Here is an 18,246-nt window from a genome sequence, read left to right on the forward strand (position 1 = left end):
AGACCTCGTAATCGCAGACTGCGCGGGATAAAGAACGTCGGCGCGAGGAGGTTCGGGTTGGTAGGCTTCCAGAAAGCACCCTGCAAGACCCCATCAGCGGTTCGGCCAGCGGCGGACGTTCATTCTCGGCCTCTCGGGATTCGCCGCCGCGTCGATCGCCTGCGGGCTTGCGCCGACTGCGACGGCGCTCGTGGTCTTCCGGGCGTGCAAAGCGCCGCTGGGACGTGTCTCATACCGGCGAGCCTTGCATCGATAGGGACCGCCTTCTCAGGCGAGGACCGCGGGCGGGCAGTTGGGACCTGGGCAGCGGCCGGCGCGATCGCAACGGCGCTTGGCCCACCGCTTGGTGGATGGCTGGTCGATGTCGTCGGATGGCGGAGCGTCTTTTTCCTGAACGCACTAATTGCGCTGGCCGCTCTCGCGATGGGCATCAAGGTCCGGCCGGCTCGGCCGGAATGCAGCGGCAGGCTCGACCTGTTGAGCCCACTCGTGGGCGTGCTTTGCCTCGGCTCGATGAGCTACGGACTGATCGCGGCGGGAACTAGCGCGGTGTTGCGAGGGACGGCGTTCGTTCTGCTTGCGCTACCGCTTGGCGCTCTCTTGGTGTTGCGCGAAGGGCAAGCGCGACATGCGCTCGTGCCGCCGCGTCTCTTCCGCGACGGGCGCTTCGTCGTCGCGAATGCGATGACGGTGGTGCTGTATGCGTCGCTGAGCGCCTCACGACGGTCTAGAGTGCTGCGAGGCAGTCGGTCTCGATGTCGAAGTGTCCCGGCCAGTCCGGCACGTTGACGAAGATCCTGGCGCGTGTGTTCTTCGGGAAGTACGGAGCGTAGACCTCGTTTAGGCCGCCGAACTTCTCGACCGATGTTCCGAGTCCTGCAGCATCTGCGTAGCTCCTGTTTCCTTGACTGCGCCGCCTCCCTGCATCAGGTGCGACCGTAGCTGCTGTTGCCCCGAGTGCGTAATCCGGCGTTTGAGAAAACTATCCTCTCACAAAACGAGAGGGATGGTCTCTCAAGCGCCGTAACGTTCAAACTGGATTTCAGCCCTAACGCGAGCGCCGCGTCCGCCGCGATGTCGACGAAGGCATTCGACCCGCAGACGAAAATGCCGCCGGGATAGCCGCGCCGCGACATCGGCGACCATCGCCGCGTCGATCCGCCTACTGAAGTCGCTGCCGCGTACGGCCGGCTCGCGCGTCAACGCAAGGGCGAGTGCGAAATCGGGCAACGATCTTTCAAGTTGGAGGAGCTCGTCCCTAAACAGCACGTCGCCCCAAGTCTTGGAGGAGAGTAACAGCGCGACGGGTACGGGTTCGCCGCTTGCCTTCCTGTACCGGATCATGGCCATAAGCGGCACAACGCCGGAACCCGCGCCGATCAAGAGTACAGACTTCTCGGTTGGCCCGGGCCAAAGGAAGTGCCCGCCAAGTGGCCCGCGAAGCTCGATCGTATCTCCGACCTGGGCGACGTCGTGAAAAAATGGTGAGACCTCACCATCCGTAAGGCACTCGATCGCGAGCTCGATCACGTCCGATTCGCTCGGGGCCGACGCAATCGAGTAGCTGCGCATGGCTGTGTAGCCATCGGGCGCAGTCAGGCGGACATCGACGTGCTGGCCGGCCCTGTAGTCGAACGGTTCCGTCAGGCGGAAGAAAAAGCTCTTGATGGTCGACGTTCTCACCACGATCTCGACAATCGCGCAGCTCTGCCAGTGTGCTGTCGTGGCAAATGTATCAGTCATTAGTATAGCGCTGCTCAAGCCACGGGTCGCCGTACACGTGGTATCCGCGCAGTTCCCAGAAGCCGGGTTCGTCGCGCTCGGTGAACTCAAGCCCGTTCACCCACTTCGCCGATTTCCAGAAATAGAGATGCGGCACAAGCAGGCGCGCCGGCCCTCCGTGGTCACGCGGCAGCGGCTGACCTTTGTAGTTGAGGGCGACCATCGCCTTGCCGGTTGCGAGATCTGCGAGTGGCACATTGGTGGAGTATCCATCGTAGCAATGCGCGAGCGCGAACGGAGTGGGCGCGCTAAGGCCAGCGTCGGCGAGAATGTCGTCGATGACCACGCCCTCCCAGGCAGTGTTGAGCTTCGACCATGAAGTCACGCAGTGGATGTCTCGTGTCATCCTGGTTCGTGGGAGTGTATTGAACTCCGACCAGCTCCACGTTTTGACCGGACGAGGCCCGACCTTCAGCGTGAAAGTCCAGTCCGCAGGTTCAATCCGCGGCGTGGGGCCGGCCGTAAGCACCGGGAAGCTATCGACGAGGTGCTGTCCCGGAGGAATCCGATCCGATTGTTCTGATCCGGATTGGCGGCCTGTGAAACCACGAGTGGCCATGGGGCATTTCCTCCATCGGCAGGTAAAAGAAGCGTCGTCCGATAAAATACGCTACCGGCGAACCATGAAATTCGTTGCGGCGAATGGGAAGTGACGTCACGCCATGAAATCGATAGCCGCGCGTTATGACGGCCGTCCGGCTTCCGCATCGGTCTCGCGTGCACCGGACGCCGACTGCTCCAGCAGCTTGGTCAGCATCCTGACGGCCTCCGTTAGCTTCAGGACTTCGCGCTCGCGCAGTTGGTCGATCTTCTCATGCAGCAACTCTATTTCGAGCTCCGCCTTCACATTGATCCGGTAGTCATTCTCCGCGGCCTTGCGATCGATGTCCTGCTGCCGGTTCTGGCTCATCATGATAACCGGCGCGGCGTAGGCCGCCTGGAACGAAAGCGCGAGATTGAGCAGAATGAACGGGTAGGGGTCCCAACCCCTAATCGCGCCGACCAAGTTGGCCGCTATCCAGACGACCAGGATTGCGCTCTGGACGATGATGAAACTCCACGATCCCATGACGGTGGCGACCGCGTCCGCTATCCTTTGCCCCGGCGTCAGGCGCGCAACCGCCGGGGGCTCATCCATGTCCTGAAGACGAAGTGAGCGGCGGGCTCGCCTGAGGTCGGCGAGCAGGTCGTGCTCGGCTTGTTCCATGCCATCCTGGTCTTCCACCTTCTGCTTCATGCTTCCAGCAATGTTCCGCTCGGTTGGAGGTGTACGCCGTCGCGTCGGCCTCACGACCGCGCTCGCGGCACCAGCGTTATTGCCGTGGAATCGGCTGGTAAAGCTATGATCTCGATAACCGCCCGTAATGCTGCGCGGCCCGCAGGATAGCCGCGCGAAGACTTCTAGTCGGCCGCCAAGAGTGCTGGTCGGCAAATTCTCGCAGAGAGACGCGGCGTACGCTTTCGGGCAGCGCCCCAGGAGCCCCCAGTCATTCCGATAACGGTCGGCTATCGACTCCATGGCGAGAGGTGATTTTCCTTTCCACCGTCATGGACTCAATCTCTAATCCATCGTCGCCCACCTTCGTGTACGGGCCGGACTCGACGTTTCGTTGAACGATCGAGGGCCAGGAGGTCCGAAATGCAGATCAAAGAGACAGTTGGCGTTTCCTTCCGCGGTCCTGTTGAAAGTCAGTCGCTTGAGGATGTTGTGGTGCTCGTTGACAGCGCTGGTTTTGCGCTCGGAGCGCAGCGAGGATTCAGCTCAAGAGTGCGGAACGTCGGCGATCGCGGCTTCGTTACATCCAGGTGCGTAGAGATCCCGCTCGTCGGGCCCGACGGCGAGGTATCGGGGGTTCTGTATGACTCCAGTCCGCGATCCTACTCGCATCTCGTGATCGCCCCAAACAAGCCAGAAAGGGCGAGCGAGATAGTAGAGTCGGCGCAGTTCATCGTCCACGACATCAACAATCTTCTCGCCGTGATCAGCAGCGGGCTTCGATTGCTCGAGTGCCAGGATGATGCCGAGGATCGAAAGGCGATCGTCGGCAAATTGCAGGAGACGATCACAAGAAGCGCGTTCCTGACCCGACGGCTCCTTGGCGATGCGCGACCGCGAGCCAAGCCGATCGACGGGTACGTCGACGGTCGTCGCCTCGCAGCGATTGCGAGCAGCCTCGACCGGGCGTTCCATCCAGACATCACAATCCGCATGGAGATCGCTCCTGACTTGTGGGCGTTCAATGCCGATGCAGAAGACCTGTACTTCGCTCTACTGAACCTTTGCCGAAACGCGGCCGACGCTATGCCTGAGGGCGGCATCATTACAATTGCGGCGCGGAACGTCGAGCATTCCGCCGGCGCAACGCAGGGATTCGTCGAGATCGTCGTTGCCGATGATGGGATGGGCATGCCCGAAGAGGTCCTCTCGCAGGCCTTCACCCGTTACTTCACCACAAAACCCGCGAGCAACTTGAATCGCCCGCCGACCGATTGCGGCGGCACGCCGGCGCGCGGTCGAGCTACGTTGTCTTCCCAGTCTTCGCACTTGCGAATGCGGGGAGTGGCGATCAACCCGAGCGTCTTCGTGGGGCATGGTTGGCTCATGGCAGCGATCGTCGCTGGCCTCGCCATAGGAAAGCCGCTCGGCATCTTTCTAGCGGCTACCGCGGCAGTTCGCACGGGCATCGCCGTCAAGCCGACCGAATACACGTGGCGGCAGCTGGCCGGAGCGGGAGCCCTTGCTGGTATCGGTTTTACGATGTCGCTCTTTATCGCCGGCCAGGCATTCCCAAACACCACTGATTTCTCGGCCGCCAAGATCGCTGTGTTCGCCGCATCGATTCTTTCGGCTGTCTTCGGGACGGTTCTACTCTGGGGAGCTTCGCAGCAGGAGCCCGTCGTTGACGCGGCGCAAAGCCCCAGCATTCAAGCTCAATAGCCTGCCGACGTTTGTGCAGAATCGTGAACAGGAGATTTTTCGATGATTCTACCCACCGGTACGACAATAGCGGTTGCTGACGGCGAGACGGTGCGCCTGTTCCACAATACGGGCGTGAAACCTGGCGTGCATCTGGTTGAAATCACCGCGGCGCCCGCGTCCGCCCATGCGGGTTCGGGCGCACGCCACCATAACGGCTCCGCCAACCTGGACAGCAGGCAACTCGTTGAAGACGATTTCGCGGCAGTGACGGCGGCGTTCCTTAACACGCTCAGCCTGGACGGGACCATTGAGCACCTGGTCGTTGTCTCCGATCCCGAGACCCTGGGGGAGATGCGCAAGCACTTCCACCGCGACCTGAGAGGCAAGATCATAGGCGAGCTCGCGAAGGACTTCAGCCGTCGCCCGCTCGAGGACATCGCCTCACTAATCGCTGACGCCTGATGCGTCTCTGGAAACGGCTGGCGGCGCAAGCCCGTCCAATCATAACCTGCGCGAATAACTCAAAGTTACCGACGACGACTACTGCACTCGATCAACCTTAACCAGAATTTCCCGGGGTCACTGACCACCGCGAGCTGAGGGAAGACCGGACATGAGGAAAAGCGAGAACACGCACGCGACGGCTCCGCGTCGGGCAACGAAGCCAAGCAAGCGCGACCCTGCGGATGCGATACGAAGCACGACCGAATACTTGATCGCGACACGACAGGCCGAGCGCGCGCTCAAGGCGGGCAACAGCGCACCATCCTTTCGGTTGCGTGACCAACTAGGCATTGAGGTTGCGTTGGAAACGCTCCTTAAGCCCGGTCCGTTGATCCTGACGTTCTATTCCGGCTCGTGGTGCCCGGCATGCGGCCGTGACCTGCAGGCGTTCGAGTCCCTCCGGCAGTCGGTCGAGATGCAGGGCGCGTCGCTCGTGAGCATCTCACAACAGACGATCGAGGAGAACGCAAAGGCACACACCCAGTTGAAACTGGGTTTTCCGATTCTCTCAGACCGAGGCGGCCGAATTGCCGAGCTGTTCGGCGTGCGCTGGCGCATTCCGGAGATCCTCCGGGAAGTCCACATGAAGAGCGGCATCGACCTCCCGCTTCTCAACGGTGACGACAGTTGGACACTGCCGATCCCGGCCCGCTTTATTATCGACAGGGCTGGGCTGATCGCCTTCTCCGAAATCAACCCCGGGCAGTCCGGCCGTTCTCCGCCACGGGACGTCTTGCCTGTATTGGAACACTTGCACCGCCTGCGCGCCGCATGAACGTCGAGCAGCAAATCGCAACGATTCCACGAACTACGACCGAGCGTCCAACATGCAGGGTTTGCAAAGTCCCTCGCAGCCCGAGATACCCGAAACGTCAATTAGAGCCCGAGCTGAACGCGATCAAACCCCATTAGAATGAGAGCTGCCGTGCACCGTTTTCCAGACACTGTCTTCGTCGCCGCCGGACTCCGCACCCCCTTCGGGCGCGGTGGGCGCGCTCGCCAACTATGATGGCATCAGCCTATCCGTTCCAGTCGTTCAGGCTATGGCCCATCGCGCCGAACCCAACCTGGTCGTCTGGGGAAACGTGATCCCTAATCTCGGCTGGAGCAACGTCGCGCGCGAAGTCTGGCTCGATGCAAAGCTCAATCCTAACGTTCCTGCATTCTCCGTCGTGCTTGCGTGTTCGACGAGCATGACCGCGGCGTTCGCGGCCGCCGGTATGCTTGGCAGCGGGATTGACCTCACATTGGTGGGAGGTGCGGAGGTGATGAGCCGACCGCCGATCGCCCTGACGTCCGAGGCATCAAAACGGCTGACCGATCTGTTCGGACACAATCCCGCTGCCGCTTTGGCCGCGCTACGAGCGCTCGAACCAAAAGACTATGTGCTGCCAAATCAAGGGATGGGCCAATCGGATTACCGGCCGAACAATGGGCGAGCACATGGAAGAGACCGCGAAGGAGTGGCACATCAGCCGCGAGGCGCAAGACGCCTGGGCGCTCAAGGGCCATCAGCGGGCCGTTGCCGGTTGGAATAGCGGCTTCTTCGACGATCTGGTTATCAAGCTACCCGAACTCGAGTGTGACTCCAATCCGCGCGCAGATACGTCATCGGAGAAACTTGCCGCGCTCAAGCCCGCGTTCGACAAAAGGAGCGGACAGGGAACGCTTACGGCAGGAAACTCGTCACCCATCACAGACGGCGCCGCCGGCTGCTGGATTGCAAACGAGGCGGGCCTCGACCGGCTGCCGTCGAATACGCCGTATTTGCGCTTGGTCGATTACGAGGTCGCTGCGGTCGACCACCATACTGAGGGGCTGCTGATGGCGCCCTCCTATGCGATTCCTCGTCTGCTTGCACGACACGGTCTGCGCTTTGACGACATTCACCTTTGGGAGATCCACGAAGCCTTCGCGGCCCAGGTGCTGGCGAATGTCGCTGCCATCGAACGGAGGGATTGGATCCGGTCCAAGACTGGAGTTGACGCCGATTTCGGTACCTTCCGGTGGGACCGCGTCAATCCCAATGGAGGCTCAGTCGCGATTGGTCACCCGTTCGCCGCGACGGGCGCGAGAGACTTGAGTCAGGCAGTGAAGGAGCTTTGGTCGCGACCGGCGGGATCACGCGGGATCATTAGCGTTTGTGCCGACGGCGGGCAGGGGACAGTCGCTCTCCTAGAGAGAGTTTGACCGTTGATGGAAACGTCGCATCCTCGGTCGCCGATCAGCCCAAGCCCGGCGATGCCATTTTGAGAGGCTTATGCCGGGATCTCGCCGTCGCTTTCCATCCGTCGCCTCGATCTCGTGTGCTCGGAATGCCGTAATGCACAAGCGCTTCGGATGCCTCTGCGAGTGACTCCACTACGGCGTCAGGAGCTCGCATAATTCTCGGATACTTGTTAGAGCGCGCGATATAGACCGTTCTCAATCCGGCGCAGCCCGCGCCGTGAACGTCCCATCCGTGAGCCGCGACCAGGGCAAGCTTCCCAGCCGCAATCCCGGCACGCTGGGCGGCATAGAGGTAGACCTCGCGACGCGGCTTCCAGTGTCTGACGTCATCCACTGACAGCGTTTCTTCGACAAATTGGTCTAGCCCACTGGCTTGCAGCAACTTCGCCGTCGCTTCAGTGCTGCCGTTCGTGAGGGTGAAGATGCGTATCCCAGCTTCATGAAGTCGTCGGAATGCAATGCCGGCGTCCGGATGGGGTTTTAGCTGCGCGAACCCGTCGATGACGGCGGCAAGCCTTGTGGCGGCTGCGTCCCTGCGCTCCACGATGTAGGTCTCCAACGTAGCGGACGCGACATCCCGAAATGGCCGGTATACGCCGCTCGCGTCGAGGGCGAATCCATCCCGCAAGATTTGCGCAAACCAGAGTTCCAGCGCCTCGCTTGGCAAGCCGGCGGCGACTAACAGGGGACGCAATTCTTCCAACGAGAAGACCGTCTCAATTACATCGAACGCAACAGCTTCGGGAAACCACTTCGCCGCCATCGTGCCCTCACAGCATGTAAGCAATGTCCGAACCGGCCGTCGGATAAGCAAAGATCGCCTCTTTCAATCGCGACACGGGCAGATCAGCACGGATTGCGAGCGCAAAGACGTTAATGACTTCCTCCGCATGCGGCCCAATAAGATGCGCACCGAGAATTCGCTCTGTGCCATCTTCGATTAGGATCTTGAACCCTGAACAGTCCTCCCCCACACGCCGTGCGGTGTACCAATCTGAGGTCTTCTCGTGGCGAACTCGGTAGCGCAGGTTTCGCCGCTGGGCCTCGTCTTCGAGCAGACCCACGCTGGCGAGCGGCGGGATGGTGAAAACTACGCTCGCTACGCCCTGGTAGTTTGGGCGCTGCTGGTTTCCCTCGACCATGTTCGCTGCGACCACCGCCCCGTCGCGGCTCGCGACAGGGGTCAAAGGCGGCCCACTCGAGGCAGCATCGCCCGCGGCGTAGACCGCAGGATTGGACGTGCTTTGCAAAAACTCATTCAGTAACAGCCGTCCGCTCTCTTGCGAGACATTTGCTGCTGCAAGATCCAGCGTTTCCAGGTCTGGCGTACGCCCAGCTGCATGCACAACAAGATCGGCCTCCACAACGGAGCGTGTACCCTCAGATATGGTCACAACCCTGAAGCCGTCCCGGGTCTTTTCGATCGACTCGACGCGTGTCTTTAAGCGGATATCGATGCCCAAACCAGCAGACTTGTCGTTGAGCCAACCCACGAGTTCTTGATCGAATTGAGCGAGAACTGTGGGCGATCGCTCCAGAATGGTCACCGCAGCACCGGCGCGCGCTGCGACGTGCGAAAATTCCGCTGCGATGAAGCCTCCGCCGACAAACACTAGCCGCTTCGGCAACTCGTCGAGCTCTAAAAAGTCGGTGCTGGTTGCAAGGTACTCCTCGCCCGCGATACCCAGACGCATCGGCACCGCCCCTGTCGCGATTAGGGTAAAACGGGTCTCTAACGTCTGATTGCCAACCTCGATCGCGTTCGGGCCGCGAAACCGCGCATGTTCACGAAACGCGTCGATGCCATGCTTGGCGAGTTCTTCCTCACGCCGATTCGGCACAGGGTCGGTAAAGCTCCGCTTGAACGCCATGAGCTGACGCCAATCGATAGACGGCTCTCCTCCGCTAATGCCTTTGCCACGCAATCGCTGGCTCTGGTCCAAAGCGTCTGCAATTCCGACCAAAACCTTCTTCGGATCGCACCCACGGAGCGCACAAGTGCCCCCAAACGGACGATGGTCGACAATGGCGACGCGCCAGCCAGCGGCGCGACAACGAAACGCTGCCGTCGTCGCGCCAGCACCCGAACCGATAACAACGAGATCGTAGCGGCCCTGCATCAGATGCCTTTCTATTCTTAGTGATAACAATTGCCGCAGCCTGAGGCCAGCGACCGGCCTTAACAGAATGGTTCGACCAATCATGCTGAAAGGTTACAGCGCATTCTCGCTGTTTCAGATCGACGACACCTAGGACGGCAAGACACTGTCGTCCTCATCCAGCACAACATGAAAGCTTCGTCACTTCTCTGTCGAACGCGAGCGCTGCGAGCTTCAGGCCTTCCACCGTGGTGAGATATGGGAATATCGTGTCCGCGATCTGCTGTACGGTCAGTCCGGCACGGATCGCTATAACAGCGGTTTGGATACTATCGGCGCCTTCCGGGGCGAGGATATGGGCGCCGAGCAGCCGCCCGTCGCCTGCATGGGCAACCAGTTTGATGAGCCCCCGCGTGTCACGGGCGGCAAGTGCGCGCGGCACTTGATTGAGGTTGATGGTTGAGACGCGGACAATATGGCCCGCGGCGCGGGCCGCAAACTCGGTCAGCCCGACGCTTGCGACCTGCGGGTCGGTGAACACGACGGCGGGCATAGCGCTGTTATCGTAGCGCAGACTGTCACCGTTGAGGGCGTTCCTCGCTGCGAGCTTGGCGCCATAGGCGGCCATGTATACGAATTGGTCGCGGCCGGTGACATCGCCGGCGGCATAGATGTTGGCCCTGGTGGTGCGCATGCACTCGTCGATGACGATGCCACCCTTCGGCGAGATAGGGATGCCGTGTTCGGCGAGCCCAAGGCCTTCGACGTTGGGCGCACGCCCAGTCGTGACCAGCACCTGGTCGGCGTCGATTGCAATATCGCGATTATCGCGGGTGACGATGAGTGAAATCCCACCCGCGATCCCGCGAATTGCCCGGTAGGCAATGCCGGAGACGACGGTAATTCCTTCATCCTCGAAATATCCCATGAGCGCCGCGCCGATCTCGGGCTCAGCCGCTGGCAGCAGGTGCGAGCGGCACACGAGCGTTACTCTAACGCCGGCCCGGGCGAACATCTGAGCGAGTTCAGTGCCGATATAGCCGCCGCCGATGACGAGCAGGGAGCGCGGCAACTCTTCGATGTCGAGTGCCGTCGTGCTAGTTAGATACGGCACCGCCTCGATACCAGGAATGGCGGGCATCGCCGACCGCGCACCGGTCGCGATGATGATCTTGCCAGCAGCGACGCGGAAGCTCCCCGCCTCGATACCGCCCTTGATGAGGCGCGCCGGTCCCTCGAGATAAGTGATGCCGTTATAGGCGGGGAGTAGGTCAATGTATTTAGTTTGGCGCAGCGCAGAAACGAGTGCGTCCTTCTGACGAACGGTTCCACGCCAGTCGGTCAGTTCGGCGTTGGCCGTGATGCCGGCAAAGCGGGCGGCCGCGCGGGCGTTATGAAGTGTCTCTGCGGCGCGGATGAGGGTCTTCGATGGTACGCAGCCAACATTGACGCAGGTCCCACCAATGGGGCCGCTCCCGACGAGCGCCACCCGCGCGCCCTGATCGGCGGCCGTGATCGCGGCCGAGAATCCCGCTGATCCGGCGCCGATGACCGCAAGGTCGTAGTGACGGTTTCGATTCGTGGCGTCCGCCGTGTAGCAATCGTTCATGAGTTTGACTTTCGTTTTGCGCTTTCGAGCGCGCAGCAATCGACAGTGTTTTGGTTGGCCAACCGGTCACGACGTAAGGTCAAACGCCGATCAAAGCGATGACGGTCACAATCGCGACAGAGCCAGTGAGCACAGGCGCAGCAGGCGCGATGGAGTCGACGGCCACTAACGGCGCGGGTCCGGCGAACACAGGACGGCCAGACCAGCGACAATTGCGCCAAGAGACTTTTTCCGCTTACATCCTTGAGCTCTAGCGCAGAAGCGGCCGCCCATCAGCTTTTCGTGCGCTTCGAGATTTCCGCAGGGTAACCTTGGCCAGTGGTGGCCTTGATCATCGCCGCCGGCGAAGTCTGAGCGTCGTCATATGTGACGGTCGCTTCGACATCGGCGTTGCCGTCTGCCTGTCTAACCAAAAACACCGGTGACGCCCTTGACGTGGGCGAGCGCGCTCTTGACGATTGGCCCGCACAGCACACAGCCCGCATGATGAACGTCGAGGATAACGGTGGCTTGTCCTGCCTGCGCGGCCAATGGCGCAAGCAGCATGCCGAGTGCGGCAAATGTTCCGATCTGGGTCTTCATGTCTCTAACCTTTCCTGGCATTGAACACTGGATGTCGATGGTAGGGTGGCTCTCGCCGGACGCCGGCGCTTCAGAGGAGATAGCGCGCCGCATAGGGGAACCCGACAGCGAGCACGACCAACGTCGCGGCGGTCCAGAGGCCGATCTTCGCGGCCCGGTCCGATTGGGACGTGGCGCAGTAGCCATCCGCGCATGCGATTTCCCGGTTGCGCCGGAGACGCCACCCGCCGTAGGCGATGAAGGTGAGCGAGACGCCCGCGAAAATCGGCTGGTAAGGCTCGAGTGCGGTCAGATTGCCGATCCAGGCTCCGCTGACACCAGCCAGGAATAACGCGAAGGGGATGACGCAGCACGACGCCGCTCCTAGAGCGCCGAGGATACCGCCGACAGCGAACAGGCGCGGCGTTCGATCTGCGTCTAAACGCTCTGACGTTACGGCCGAGGCGTGGGCCGTCGCAGCGGCGATTGCAGCGGGTGTATCGCGCATCTTCAAACTCTCTCTGCTTGCCCAAAACGTCGATCTCGAACTAGGCTACGGTCTGTAGCGACTACAGGGTCAAGAGGTTTTTGCGATGCGCGATCAGACTCCGGCGAAGGGCCTCCAGAGGGCCGAATTGGCCCGGCGGACGGGCGCTAATCTCGAAACAGTGCGCTACTACGAGAAGGTCGGCCTGCTGCCACCGCCGCCGCGAACGGCCGCCGGCTATCGGAGCTATGACAGGGCGCACGAACGCCGTCTCAGCTTTGTGCTGAGGGCGCGTGAACTTGGATTCTCACTTGAGGAGGTACGCGCCTTGTTGCGTCTGGTGGACGAGCGGGACCAGCCGTGCGCGGAAGCGAGCCGACTCGCGGCAACTCACTTGGTGAACGTGCGGACGAAAATCGCCGATCTGCAACGTATGGAGGGAGTCCTGAAGAGGGTCCTCGCGCAATGCGGTGATGGAAGGCGCCCGGATTGCCCGCTGATCGAGACGTTGTTTCGTGAGACGACCGTCGAATAGGTCGGCTCGATTACGCCGAAACACGCTGGATTTTGCTCCCAGTTTATCCGGAAGCGCGGACTTCGGCGCGAATCGGAAAACAAGCCAAGCAATCGAATTTACGGGGTAGTTCGGCTGTGGGGACAGGATCCGAACCTGTGACCTCCAATGAGCGCGAGCGATCTTCCCAGCGAACGCGACAAGAAAAGTACCACCGCTCTTCGCGACGCTCGCCGCCTCTCTTACGTCGCCGTCACGCGCCCCGAAAAGAACTCAACCTGATTTTTCAGGAGCATCATCACTCGCCGTGGTGAAGGAGCTCTTTGACAGAAGTCAGAATTGAATAATCGACGGGCGTCACCCATCCCATACCTAAGACCGACGCCGGCAGTCCTTCCGCCTTCGTGGCCTCGCTTGAAGGCGTCGGGGCATTGCGGGCGAAAGACTCATATGGCCTGCTTCCGACTCTCCCAGCGCCATGTGCCGCAAGTCTGAGAAACATTAAACGGGGAGCAATCGCTAGACCCTCGAAGCCAACCCTTAAGAGGAGTGGCGCGCCGGACAGGATCAAACTGGGCACTGCTATGTCATTGTTGCCGCCATCAATTTCTGATTCCGGCAATTTGCACTTCGCGCCAGACGCAGTTATTTCGCACGCTTAAACAGCGTTACTACCCAGGCGATGAACCGTTGCCACCAAGCTGGCGGTGTGGACGGCGCCGGCGGCGGTGGCGGCTTGATTTCACCAGTGTAAACTTGGCTGGTGTAGTGATCTGCTCGTTGCGCGCGCTGCGTCTCACCATAGGTCATGCTCGGATACCAATCGATCCGCGACTCCCTGATCCAATAGTGTGATTTGCAGGGCAAAACGCCGAGGCCTATCGAGGGCTCAAGCGAGACCGTCGAGCCGTGATCAGTCAATCGCCACTTCGAGGGATTGAGGGGCGTCACAACTTTATTGCCGCAGCCGCAGCAGCATAGGTGAGATGCGGTTTTAAAGCGGTTGGAAATGTAAAGCATGCCTTTGTCGAGATCCTTTGGGATGAACTCGACGTAGCAGTGCTTCATGGTCGTGCGCCGCGTCACTCGGTCTCCTCAATCGCGATTACGCCGGTTGCAATTTGGTAGCTGGAATAATGCTCGCGTCCGGCGTCGCGGTAGAAGCCGATCAAACGCTTCCATCTTATCACAGCCATCGCGGCGTTCAGCGCATTCAATTCAGCGATCTGGATGTTGGTGGCGTACTCGTTCTCCGCCTCATCTTCCTCGCCGAACGACATGCGGGTTGCGATATGATCGCTCTTGTCTGGCGTGCAGGTGAGGACGCGCACGATACCCTGCAAGCCCGTCGGCGCACGCACCACGCCCATGCCGACGTCGATGAACGACACGTTGTGTTCAAGGAGCCAATCGACGATTGCGCGCTTAGACTTACCGTTATCCAGGCACAGAAAGGCAAAGTTGATACCCTCAAGCTGCTGGATGTTTTCAGCGGTCAGCTTTGCTGGATGCTTGATCAAGCCGCGTCTGCGCAGCTTGCCGTAGATGTCGCCCAGTGTATCGACCTTGGATTTCTTGCTTTCGAGCTCTTCCAGCGACCACGCTCCCGGTGCGCGGAACGCGTTGTGCGTGTCGAAACGGTCGCCGTCGAAGATATGAATCTCCCCGACGCGAGTCTTCGCCACGAAATCGAGGACGTACGATCCAGTGCCGCCTACGCCTATGATGGCGACGCGCTGCTCTTCGAGCTTCTCGTTATCGGCGCCCACGTGGACACGGCTTGACGCCGTGTCGATGTAATTGAAGACATCGTCATCGTCTTCGTCCGTAGCGTATACCGGGAAGGTCTGCGCCGTGACTTCCGGGCGGATCTTCTGCGCCTCGCCAACAATCCAGCCGAGATAGGCCTGCATCTTGTGGACGTAATCGCGATAGCTGGCCTTCGCCGAGAAGGTGAAGTCAGCTTGGACGCCTTTGCCGAAATTCTGTGGCGCACTGGGATTCTCGAAGGCGCGGATTTTTGCACCGTCGGCCTTACATGGGTGCTCCCCCGTCCAGTAGGCAACGTGAGCGCCCGGCTTCTTGGTGCGCTCGTGCCCGTTAACGACCTGCGTCTCCAACTTGGAGAAGAGAACGCCGTCTTCGCGGACTTCGCGCGAGGACGTGACGTAGGGCACATCCTTGACCAAGAGGTATCCGCTGCGGATCTCGAGATGAAAGCCCGCGTTGCGAAGCGCGAGCAAATCATCGCTACGAGCGAGTAGCCGGTGTGACATCGAATTCCATGTCCTTCTTCACCTGCACGGACTCGCCTTCGATAAGCGTGCCGGTCGGTTTGTCGTTGTTGCCCTTGCTATACTGAACCGCATAGCGCTGGTTCTCCGGCAGCGGCGCCGCGCTGATCAAGACCAGCAGCTGCGCATAAGAGAGGGGGCCCTTCTCGACCTCATATGGCGTGCCGTTCACGTAGATTGTGATCATGTGGTCGTTGCCGCCGCCGTGGCCGGGGCTGCCCCCGCCATTACCGTTCCCATTGCCGTTGTTGTTACCGTTCGCCATGTCTATGCTCCTTGCTTAGTGTTTTTTGTCACGAGGCGGGAAAGGATCGCGTCCCGGAGCGACCGTATCAGAGTCGCGCCATTTCGCGTCGCGACCCTGAATCCTAACCTCGCCACCGCCGAGGCTGCGGACCGTTGCCTTTGCCTGCTGTTCGGCATTGGACTGTTTGTGGTGCACGCTTTCGGGTGTGGCCGAAGCGGCCTTCTTCACCGCCCAATCCGTGCCGTGCTTCACTACAAAGCGATCATTCTTCGACATTCGCTGTCTCCAACTTTGACTTGCACCTTGCGATTCTGCCATGGCACACTTGTTACTACCGCCATCGTTTGTCTTTCATGGCGAAGATGTCAAGTTATTTATGTCGGAGACGCCATGGGTGAGGACCAAGCCACTGAAATCTTTAGTAAACGGCTCAGAGAAGCGCGCGACCTGCGGGGCTTGAGCCAAGCCCTGCTGGCGGCCAAAGCGGGTCTGCCGCCCGCTTCCGTGTCGCATTTCGAATCGGGACCTAGGAAACCGTCCTTCGATAATCTCAAGGCTCTGGCCAAGGCATTGGACGTGACGACGGACTATTTGCTTGGTCGTTCCGAAACACCCGACGCATCGGCGGAAACAGTTGGCCGACTTCACCGTGATCTACACAAATTGTCATCACAAGACCTGGAGCTAGCTCAGGATTTCGTCGAGCTTCTCCTCAAGAAGCGCAACTCCGGAAACGACCAAACATGAGTGCGGGACTGCGACTGGCTCGGCGCTCAATTGCGGAGTCGGCAGCGACCCAAGTGCTGCGCGCAAACAACATTGAAGGTCCATGGGTCGATCCGATAGCGATTGCCAAGGCTAAGGGTATCGAAGTTCGTGCCAAGCCGGATACCGCCGACGGCGTATCAGGGATGCTCCTCAAGGCAGGCGACGAGTTCGGAATACTCTATGCTACGAAAATTCCAAGCCGTGGTTTCCAACGATTCAGCGTTGCCCATGAACTAGGGCACTACTGCATCGAGGGACATTCGGACGCGCTCCTCGATAACGGGATGCACATCTCACACGCAGGGTTCCAATCTTCCGATCCTTACGAGCACGAAGCGGATCACTTTGCGGCGGCGCTGTTGATGCCGGAGAGAGCGTTCAAGCGCGCAATTGACGAGTACGACCCTGGCCTCGCTTGCGTCGAGGCGCTGAGCAAGCAATGCGAAACCTCACTAACCGCGACTGCCATACGTTACGTCACGTTGACTGCTGATGGAGTTGCGGTGTTGTTGACTAAGGGCGACGGCGTGGAATGGTGCTTCATGTCGGATGGCCTGAAGCAAGCGAAGGGACTGAGGTTCATTCGCAAATGGGCGCCAGTTCCCGATACGACGCTGACGGCTTCTTTCAATACACGCCCAGATGATGAGCGAGCTGGCCAAAGCGATTCCAGAGAGGCTTGTCTCAATGACTGGATGGGCGGCGATTGTTCATATCGCGTGACGGAAGAAGTCATCGGTTTGGGTCGGTACGGACGCAGTCTTACGATATTGACCTGCAAGGGCTTGTCTATGCGCTCCGAAGCCGAGGAGGACGACGGAGACGAAGACAAGTTGATTGAAAGCTGGACGCCACGATTCAAGTGATCGCCGGTCGGTAGAGGTGGATGGCCGCGGTCTCCAGTCCTTCAAGTCGCTTTGGGCGGGGCAGACGTGTCGCATCACCTGTTCACTCGGACGTCCGCTTGTTGGACCCGGGCACGTCATCTCAACGACCGACTTTACGCGCAGAGCTACCGTCTCTGTCTTGGTGCCCAGCTTTGCTCTGGAGTGGTGGAAAATGGCGCGCCCGACACGATTCGAACGTGTGGCCTCCACCTTCGGAGGGTGGCGCTCTATCCAGCTGAGCTACGGGCGCATTTCACTTCGCTTAATCCTATTGACCTCCGGCGGTCAACGGATTCAGATATTTTCAACCGATCCTCTCGTTCCAAGCGTCCAACGCATCGTGCTGGTAGTCGCTGCGCTACGCGCTTGTTCGCTTTTCCTCTCTGGAAACTGCTTACGCGGTGCTTACGCGAAGAATCTTCCAGATAAGGTAGCTTACTGAGAGAACGTCAACCTACTGAAACTCGTTTCCTTTTTCGACTTCCTTACAAACCAAATCCCCTTGACGTCAGCCTTCGGAGGGCAACGCTCTATCCAGCTGAGCTACGGGTGCCTGATGTCCCTTTATCGGATCACGCGGGTCTCGGCAACGCGAACGTGAGGGTCACGCCGGAACGATGGTCTTGCCGATCGGCCAAAGCGCGATGCCCGCGAGCTTGAGATGTGCCCATGCGAACGGCAGGCCGACGATGGTGATGGCCATCAGCAGCGCCGTGCCGAGATGGCCGAGCGCGAGCCACCAACCCGCCAGGATGAACCAGATGATGTTGCCGATCATCCCGAGCGGCCCTGTGCCGACGTCGGAGCGGCCGGTGACCATCTCGCGCGAGATCGCGCGCTGGCCGAACGGAAACAGCGTGTAACCCGCGATCGTCATCGCCGCGCGCGCCCACGGAATGCCGATGATGGTGATCGCCATCAGCACGGCCGCGATCATCCAGCCGACCGCCATCCAGAAGCCGCCGAGCACGATCCAGAGAATGTTCAGGAGAAGCGAAACCGGAGACATGGGCAGTCCTCGTAGTCTGCGTTATGCGCGTCACCTCGTTCGTGCGCGCCAGACTCGATATTGGGTCGGCAGGCAGACCGCGCAAGGACGGTACCCCGCACCGATCGCATTTGCTTCATCCGCGAAGAACACCCGATGTCGCCGGTAAGTGTCGCCCTTGGCCAGCGCGCGGGCGGCGGCGCGACAATCGAGGCTGCCGTAGATACGCTGTCGCGCGTGGCCGCCGAACTGGCCTGGCGTCGTGCTGTGATAAAACGCCCCATCGCTGCCGAGCAGGCGATAGGTTTTGCCGCCTGTTTCTGTCCTGGAGCTCATTGCCATTCTCGGTAGCGCGGC

At 60.3% G+C, this 18,246-nt stretch carries 23 protein-coding genes and 1 tRNA gene; 9 read left to right on the top strand and 15 right to left on the bottom strand.

The genetic code is table 11. From position 1 onward, the window contains the following. Positions 1 to 204 precede the first annotated feature (204 nt). Complete coding sequence (locus HMPREF9697_RS15360) at positions 205 to 789, top strand: MFS transporter (RefSeq protein WP_244597793.1); 585 nt, start codon at positions 205 to 207, stop codon at positions 787 to 789. Positions 790 to 1,014: 225 nt separating this feature from the next. Here HMPREF9697_RS15360 and HMPREF9697_RS15365 read toward each other — a convergent pair whose 3' ends face one another. The 3 genes from HMPREF9697_RS15365 to HMPREF9697_RS15375 form a co-directional block, all read right to left on the bottom strand. Then, positions 1,015 to 1,743: an FAD-binding oxidoreductase gene (locus HMPREF9697_RS15365; protein ID WP_002718155.1), complete on the bottom strand. Its 729-nt coding sequence runs from the start codon at positions 1,741 to 1,743 to the stop codon at positions 1,015 to 1,017. After that, a complete protein-coding gene (locus tag HMPREF9697_RS15370) occupies positions 1,736 to 2,341 on the bottom strand; it encodes a sulfite oxidase-like oxidoreductase (protein WP_002718156.1) in 606 nt (201 codons plus the stop codon). Before HMPREF9697_RS15370 ends, HMPREF9697_RS15365 begins: the two co-directional genes overlap by 8 nt. Before the next feature lie 123 nt (positions 2,342 to 2,464). Beyond that, positions 2,465 to 3,019, bottom strand: coding sequence for a DUF1003 domain-containing protein (locus HMPREF9697_RS15375; RefSeq protein ID WP_002718157.1), 555 nt, complete (start codon positions 3,017 to 3,019; stop codon positions 2,465 to 2,467). 402 nt (positions 3,020 to 3,421) lie between these two features. On the opposite strand from HMPREF9697_RS15375, the gene HMPREF9697_RS15380 reads away from it, so the two are divergent. The 5 genes from HMPREF9697_RS15380 to HMPREF9697_RS15395 all read left to right on the top strand — a co-directional run bounded on the left by HMPREF9697_RS15380 (position 3,422) and on the right by HMPREF9697_RS15395 (position 7,396). Further along, positions 3,422 to 4,720 carry a Na+/H+ antiporter NhaA gene (locus HMPREF9697_RS15380; protein WP_002718158.1) on the top strand — a complete coding sequence of 433 codons (1,299 nt, stop codon included), beginning with the start codon at positions 3,422 to 3,424 and terminating at the stop codon, positions 4,718 to 4,720. A 42-nt stretch (positions 4,721 to 4,762) separates the two neighbouring features. Further along, entirely contained in the window at positions 4,763 to 5,164 is a 402-nt protein-coding gene (locus tag HMPREF9697_RS15385; protein ID WP_002718159.1) for a host attachment family protein, read from the top strand. A gap of 151 nt (positions 5,165 to 5,315) precedes the next feature. Next, positions 5,316 to 5,981, top strand: a complete 666-nt coding sequence (locus tag HMPREF9697_RS15390) for a peroxiredoxin-like family protein (RefSeq protein WP_002718160.1) — start codon at positions 5,316 to 5,318, stop codon at positions 5,979 to 5,981. 268 nt (positions 5,982 to 6,249) lie between these two features. Further along, complete coding sequence (locus HMPREF9697_RS20575) at positions 6,250 to 6,744, top strand: thiolase family protein (protein ID WP_081602560.1); 495 nt, start codon at positions 6,250 to 6,252, stop codon at positions 6,742 to 6,744. Continuing rightward, positions 6,638 to 7,396: a thiolase family protein gene (locus HMPREF9697_RS15395; RefSeq protein ID WP_002718161.1), complete on the top strand. Its 759-nt coding sequence runs from the start codon at positions 6,638 to 6,640 to the stop codon at positions 7,394 to 7,396. Before HMPREF9697_RS20575 ends, HMPREF9697_RS15395 begins: the two co-directional genes overlap by 107 nt. A gap of 34 nt (positions 7,397 to 7,430) precedes the next feature. Here the strand turns inward: HMPREF9697_RS15395 and HMPREF9697_RS15400 are convergent, their stop codons facing one another. The 5 genes from HMPREF9697_RS15400 to HMPREF9697_RS15415 form a co-directional block, all read right to left on the bottom strand. Next, a complete protein-coding gene (locus HMPREF9697_RS15400) occupies positions 7,431 to 8,198 on the bottom strand; it encodes a haloacid dehalogenase type II (protein WP_002718162.1) in 768 nt (255 codons plus the stop codon). A gap of 7 nt (positions 8,199 to 8,205) precedes the next feature. Further along, positions 8,206 to 9,555, bottom strand: a complete 1,350-nt coding sequence (locus HMPREF9697_RS15405; protein WP_002718163.1) for a dihydrolipoyl dehydrogenase family protein — start codon at positions 9,553 to 9,555, stop codon at positions 8,206 to 8,208. Positions 9,556 to 9,709: 154 nt separating this feature from the next. Next, positions 9,710 to 11,143, bottom strand: a complete 1,434-nt coding sequence (gene merA / locus HMPREF9697_RS15410; protein WP_002718164.1) for a mercury(II) reductase — start codon at positions 11,141 to 11,143, stop codon at positions 9,710 to 9,712. A 405-nt stretch (positions 11,144 to 11,548) separates the two neighbouring features. Beyond that, positions 11,549 to 11,725 (bottom strand): hypothetical protein, encoded by a 177-nt coding sequence (locus HMPREF9697_RS21260; RefSeq protein ID WP_002718165.1) that lies wholly within the window; start codon positions 11,723 to 11,725, stop codon positions 11,549 to 11,551. A gap of 70 nt (positions 11,726 to 11,795) precedes the next feature. Continuing rightward, positions 11,796 to 12,212 carry a mercuric transporter MerT family protein gene (locus HMPREF9697_RS15415; RefSeq protein ID WP_002718166.1) on the bottom strand — a complete coding sequence of 139 codons (417 nt, stop codon included), beginning with the start codon at positions 12,210 to 12,212 and terminating at the stop codon, positions 11,796 to 11,798. 85 nt (positions 12,213 to 12,297) lie between these two features. Here HMPREF9697_RS15415 and HMPREF9697_RS15420 point away from each other — a divergent pair, with 85 nt between their 5' ends. Then, positions 12,298 to 12,726: a MerR family transcriptional regulator gene (locus HMPREF9697_RS15420; protein WP_002718167.1), complete on the top strand. Its 429-nt coding sequence runs from the start codon at positions 12,298 to 12,300 to the stop codon at positions 12,724 to 12,726. Positions 12,727 to 13,350: 624 nt separating this feature from the next. Here the strand turns inward: HMPREF9697_RS15420 and HMPREF9697_RS15425 are convergent. Genes HMPREF9697_RS15425 through HMPREF9697_RS15440 form a run of 4 tightly spaced genes read right to left on the bottom strand, consistent with a single transcriptional unit; the run spans position 13,351 to position 15,522 of the window. Then, complete coding sequence (locus tag HMPREF9697_RS15425) at positions 13,351 to 13,791, bottom strand: ubiquitination-like system serine protease family protein (RefSeq protein ID WP_002718168.1); 441 nt, start codon at positions 13,789 to 13,791, stop codon at positions 13,351 to 13,353. Further along, positions 13,788 to 14,981 carry a ThiF family adenylyltransferase gene (locus HMPREF9697_RS15430; RefSeq protein WP_002718169.1) on the bottom strand — a complete coding sequence of 398 codons (1,194 nt, stop codon included), beginning with the start codon at positions 14,979 to 14,981 and terminating at the stop codon, positions 13,788 to 13,790. Before HMPREF9697_RS15430 ends, HMPREF9697_RS15425 begins: the two co-directional genes overlap by 4 nt. After that, positions 14,956 to 15,264: a multiubiquitin domain-containing protein gene (locus HMPREF9697_RS15435; protein ID WP_002718170.1), complete on the bottom strand. Its 309-nt coding sequence runs from the start codon at positions 15,262 to 15,264 to the stop codon at positions 14,956 to 14,958. Before HMPREF9697_RS15435 ends, HMPREF9697_RS15430 begins: the two co-directional genes overlap by 26 nt. A 15-nt stretch (positions 15,265 to 15,279) precedes the next feature. Next, a complete protein-coding gene (locus tag HMPREF9697_RS15440) occupies positions 15,280 to 15,522 on the bottom strand; it encodes a DUF2188 domain-containing protein (RefSeq protein ID WP_002718171.1) in 243 nt (80 codons plus the stop codon). A 114-nt stretch (positions 15,523 to 15,636) separates the two neighbouring features. Here HMPREF9697_RS15440 and HMPREF9697_RS15445 point away from each other — a divergent pair, with 114 nt between their 5' ends. Continuing rightward, entirely contained in the window at positions 15,637 to 15,993 is a 357-nt protein-coding gene (locus tag HMPREF9697_RS15445; RefSeq protein WP_002718172.1) for a helix-turn-helix domain-containing protein, read from the top strand. Continuing rightward, a complete protein-coding gene (locus tag HMPREF9697_RS15450) occupies positions 15,990 to 16,880 on the top strand; it encodes an ImmA/IrrE family metallo-endopeptidase (protein WP_002718173.1) in 891 nt (296 codons plus the stop codon). The genes HMPREF9697_RS15445 and HMPREF9697_RS15450 overlap by 4 nt, the downstream gene beginning before the upstream one ends. Before the next feature lie 194 nt (positions 16,881 to 17,074). On the opposite strand, the gene HMPREF9697_RS15455 is transcribed toward HMPREF9697_RS15450, so the two are convergent. From HMPREF9697_RS15455 to HMPREF9697_RS15465, 3 genes are all read right to left on the bottom strand, one after another. Next, positions 17,075 to 17,151 (bottom strand) — tRNA-Arg (locus HMPREF9697_RS15455). A gap of 354 nt (positions 17,152 to 17,505) precedes the next feature. Next, on the bottom strand, positions 17,506 to 17,910 hold the full coding sequence (locus HMPREF9697_RS15460; protein WP_002718174.1) for a YccF domain-containing protein: 405 nt from the start codon (positions 17,908 to 17,910) through the stop codon (positions 17,506 to 17,508). 30 nt (positions 17,911 to 17,940) lie between these two features. Beyond that, the gene (locus HMPREF9697_RS15465) at positions 17,941 to 18,225 is read right to left on the bottom strand and encodes an Ada metal-binding domain-containing protein (protein ID WP_002718175.1); all 285 of its coding nucleotides are present in this window, start codon (positions 18,223 to 18,225) and stop codon (positions 17,941 to 17,943) included. Positions 18,226 to 18,246 lie beyond the last annotated feature (21 nt).

Origin of the sequence: Afipia felis ATCC 53690 (genome assembly GCF_000314735.2) — a bacterium.
GTDB lineage: Bacteria > Pseudomonadota > Alphaproteobacteria > Rhizobiales > Xanthobacteraceae > Afipia > Afipia felis.

Coding starts and splice junctions, on each gene's coding strand:
- HMPREF9697_RS15365 (WP_002718155.1), bottom strand. CDS start 1,743: ATGACTGATACATTTGCCACGACAGCACACTGGCAGAGCTGCGCGATT.
- HMPREF9697_RS15370 (WP_002718156.1), bottom strand. CDS start 2,341: ATGGCCACTCGTGGTTTCACAGGCCGCCAATCCGGATCAGAACAATCG.
- HMPREF9697_RS15375 (WP_002718157.1), bottom strand. CDS start 3,019: ATGAAGCAGAAGGTGGAAGACCAGGATGGCATGGAACAAGCCGAGCAC.
- HMPREF9697_RS15380 (WP_002718158.1), top strand. CDS start 3,422: ATGCAGATCAAAGAGACAGTTGGCGTTTCCTTCCGCGGTCCTGTTGAA.
- HMPREF9697_RS15385 (WP_002718159.1), top strand. CDS start 4,763: ATGATTCTACCCACCGGTACGACAATAGCGGTTGCTGACGGCGAGACG.
- HMPREF9697_RS15390 (WP_002718160.1), top strand. CDS start 5,316: ATGAGGAAAAGCGAGAACACGCACGCGACGGCTCCGCGTCGGGCAACG.
- HMPREF9697_RS20575 (WP_081602560.1), top strand. CDS start 6,250: ATGGCCCATCGCGCCGAACCCAACCTGGTCGTCTGGGGAAACGTGATC.
- HMPREF9697_RS15395 (WP_002718161.1), top strand. CDS start 6,638: ATGGGCGAGCACATGGAAGAGACCGCGAAGGAGTGGCACATCAGCCGC.
- HMPREF9697_RS15400 (WP_002718162.1), bottom strand. CDS start 8,198: ATGGCGGCGAAGTGGTTTCCCGAAGCTGTTGCGTTCGATGTAATTGAG.
- HMPREF9697_RS15405 (WP_002718163.1), bottom strand. CDS start 9,555: ATGCAGGGCCGCTACGATCTCGTTGTTATCGGTTCGGGTGCTGGCGCG.
- merA (WP_002718164.1), bottom strand. CDS start 11,143: ATGAACGATTGCTACACGGCGGACGCCACGAATCGAAACCGTCACTAC.
- HMPREF9697_RS21260 (WP_002718165.1), bottom strand. CDS start 11,725: ATGAAGACCCAGATCGGAACATTTGCCGCACTCGGCATGCTGCTTGCG.
- HMPREF9697_RS15415 (WP_002718166.1), bottom strand. CDS start 12,212: ATGCGCGATACACCCGCTGCAATCGCCGCTGCGACGGCCCACGCCTCG.
- HMPREF9697_RS15420 (WP_002718167.1), top strand. CDS start 12,298: ATGCGCGATCAGACTCCGGCGAAGGGCCTCCAGAGGGCCGAATTGGCC.
- HMPREF9697_RS15430 (WP_002718169.1), bottom strand. CDS start 14,981: ATGTCACACCGGCTACTCGCTCGTAGCGATGATTTGCTCGCGCTTCGC.
- HMPREF9697_RS15435 (WP_002718170.1), bottom strand. CDS start 15,264: ATGGCGAACGGTAACAACAACGGCAATGGGAACGGTAATGGCGGGGGC.
- HMPREF9697_RS15440 (WP_002718171.1), bottom strand. CDS start 15,522: ATGTCGAAGAATGATCGCTTTGTAGTGAAGCACGGCACGGATTGGGCG.
- HMPREF9697_RS15445 (WP_002718172.1), top strand. CDS start 15,637: ATGGGTGAGGACCAAGCCACTGAAATCTTTAGTAAACGGCTCAGAGAA.
- HMPREF9697_RS15450 (WP_002718173.1), top strand. CDS start 15,990: ATGAGTGCGGGACTGCGACTGGCTCGGCGCTCAATTGCGGAGTCGGCA.
- HMPREF9697_RS15460 (WP_002718174.1), bottom strand. CDS start 17,910: ATGTCTCCGGTTTCGCTTCTCCTGAACATTCTCTGGATCGTGCTCGGC.
- HMPREF9697_RS15465 (WP_002718175.1), bottom strand. CDS start 18,225: ATGAGCTCCAGGACAGAAACAGGCGGCAAAACCTATCGCCTGCTCGGC.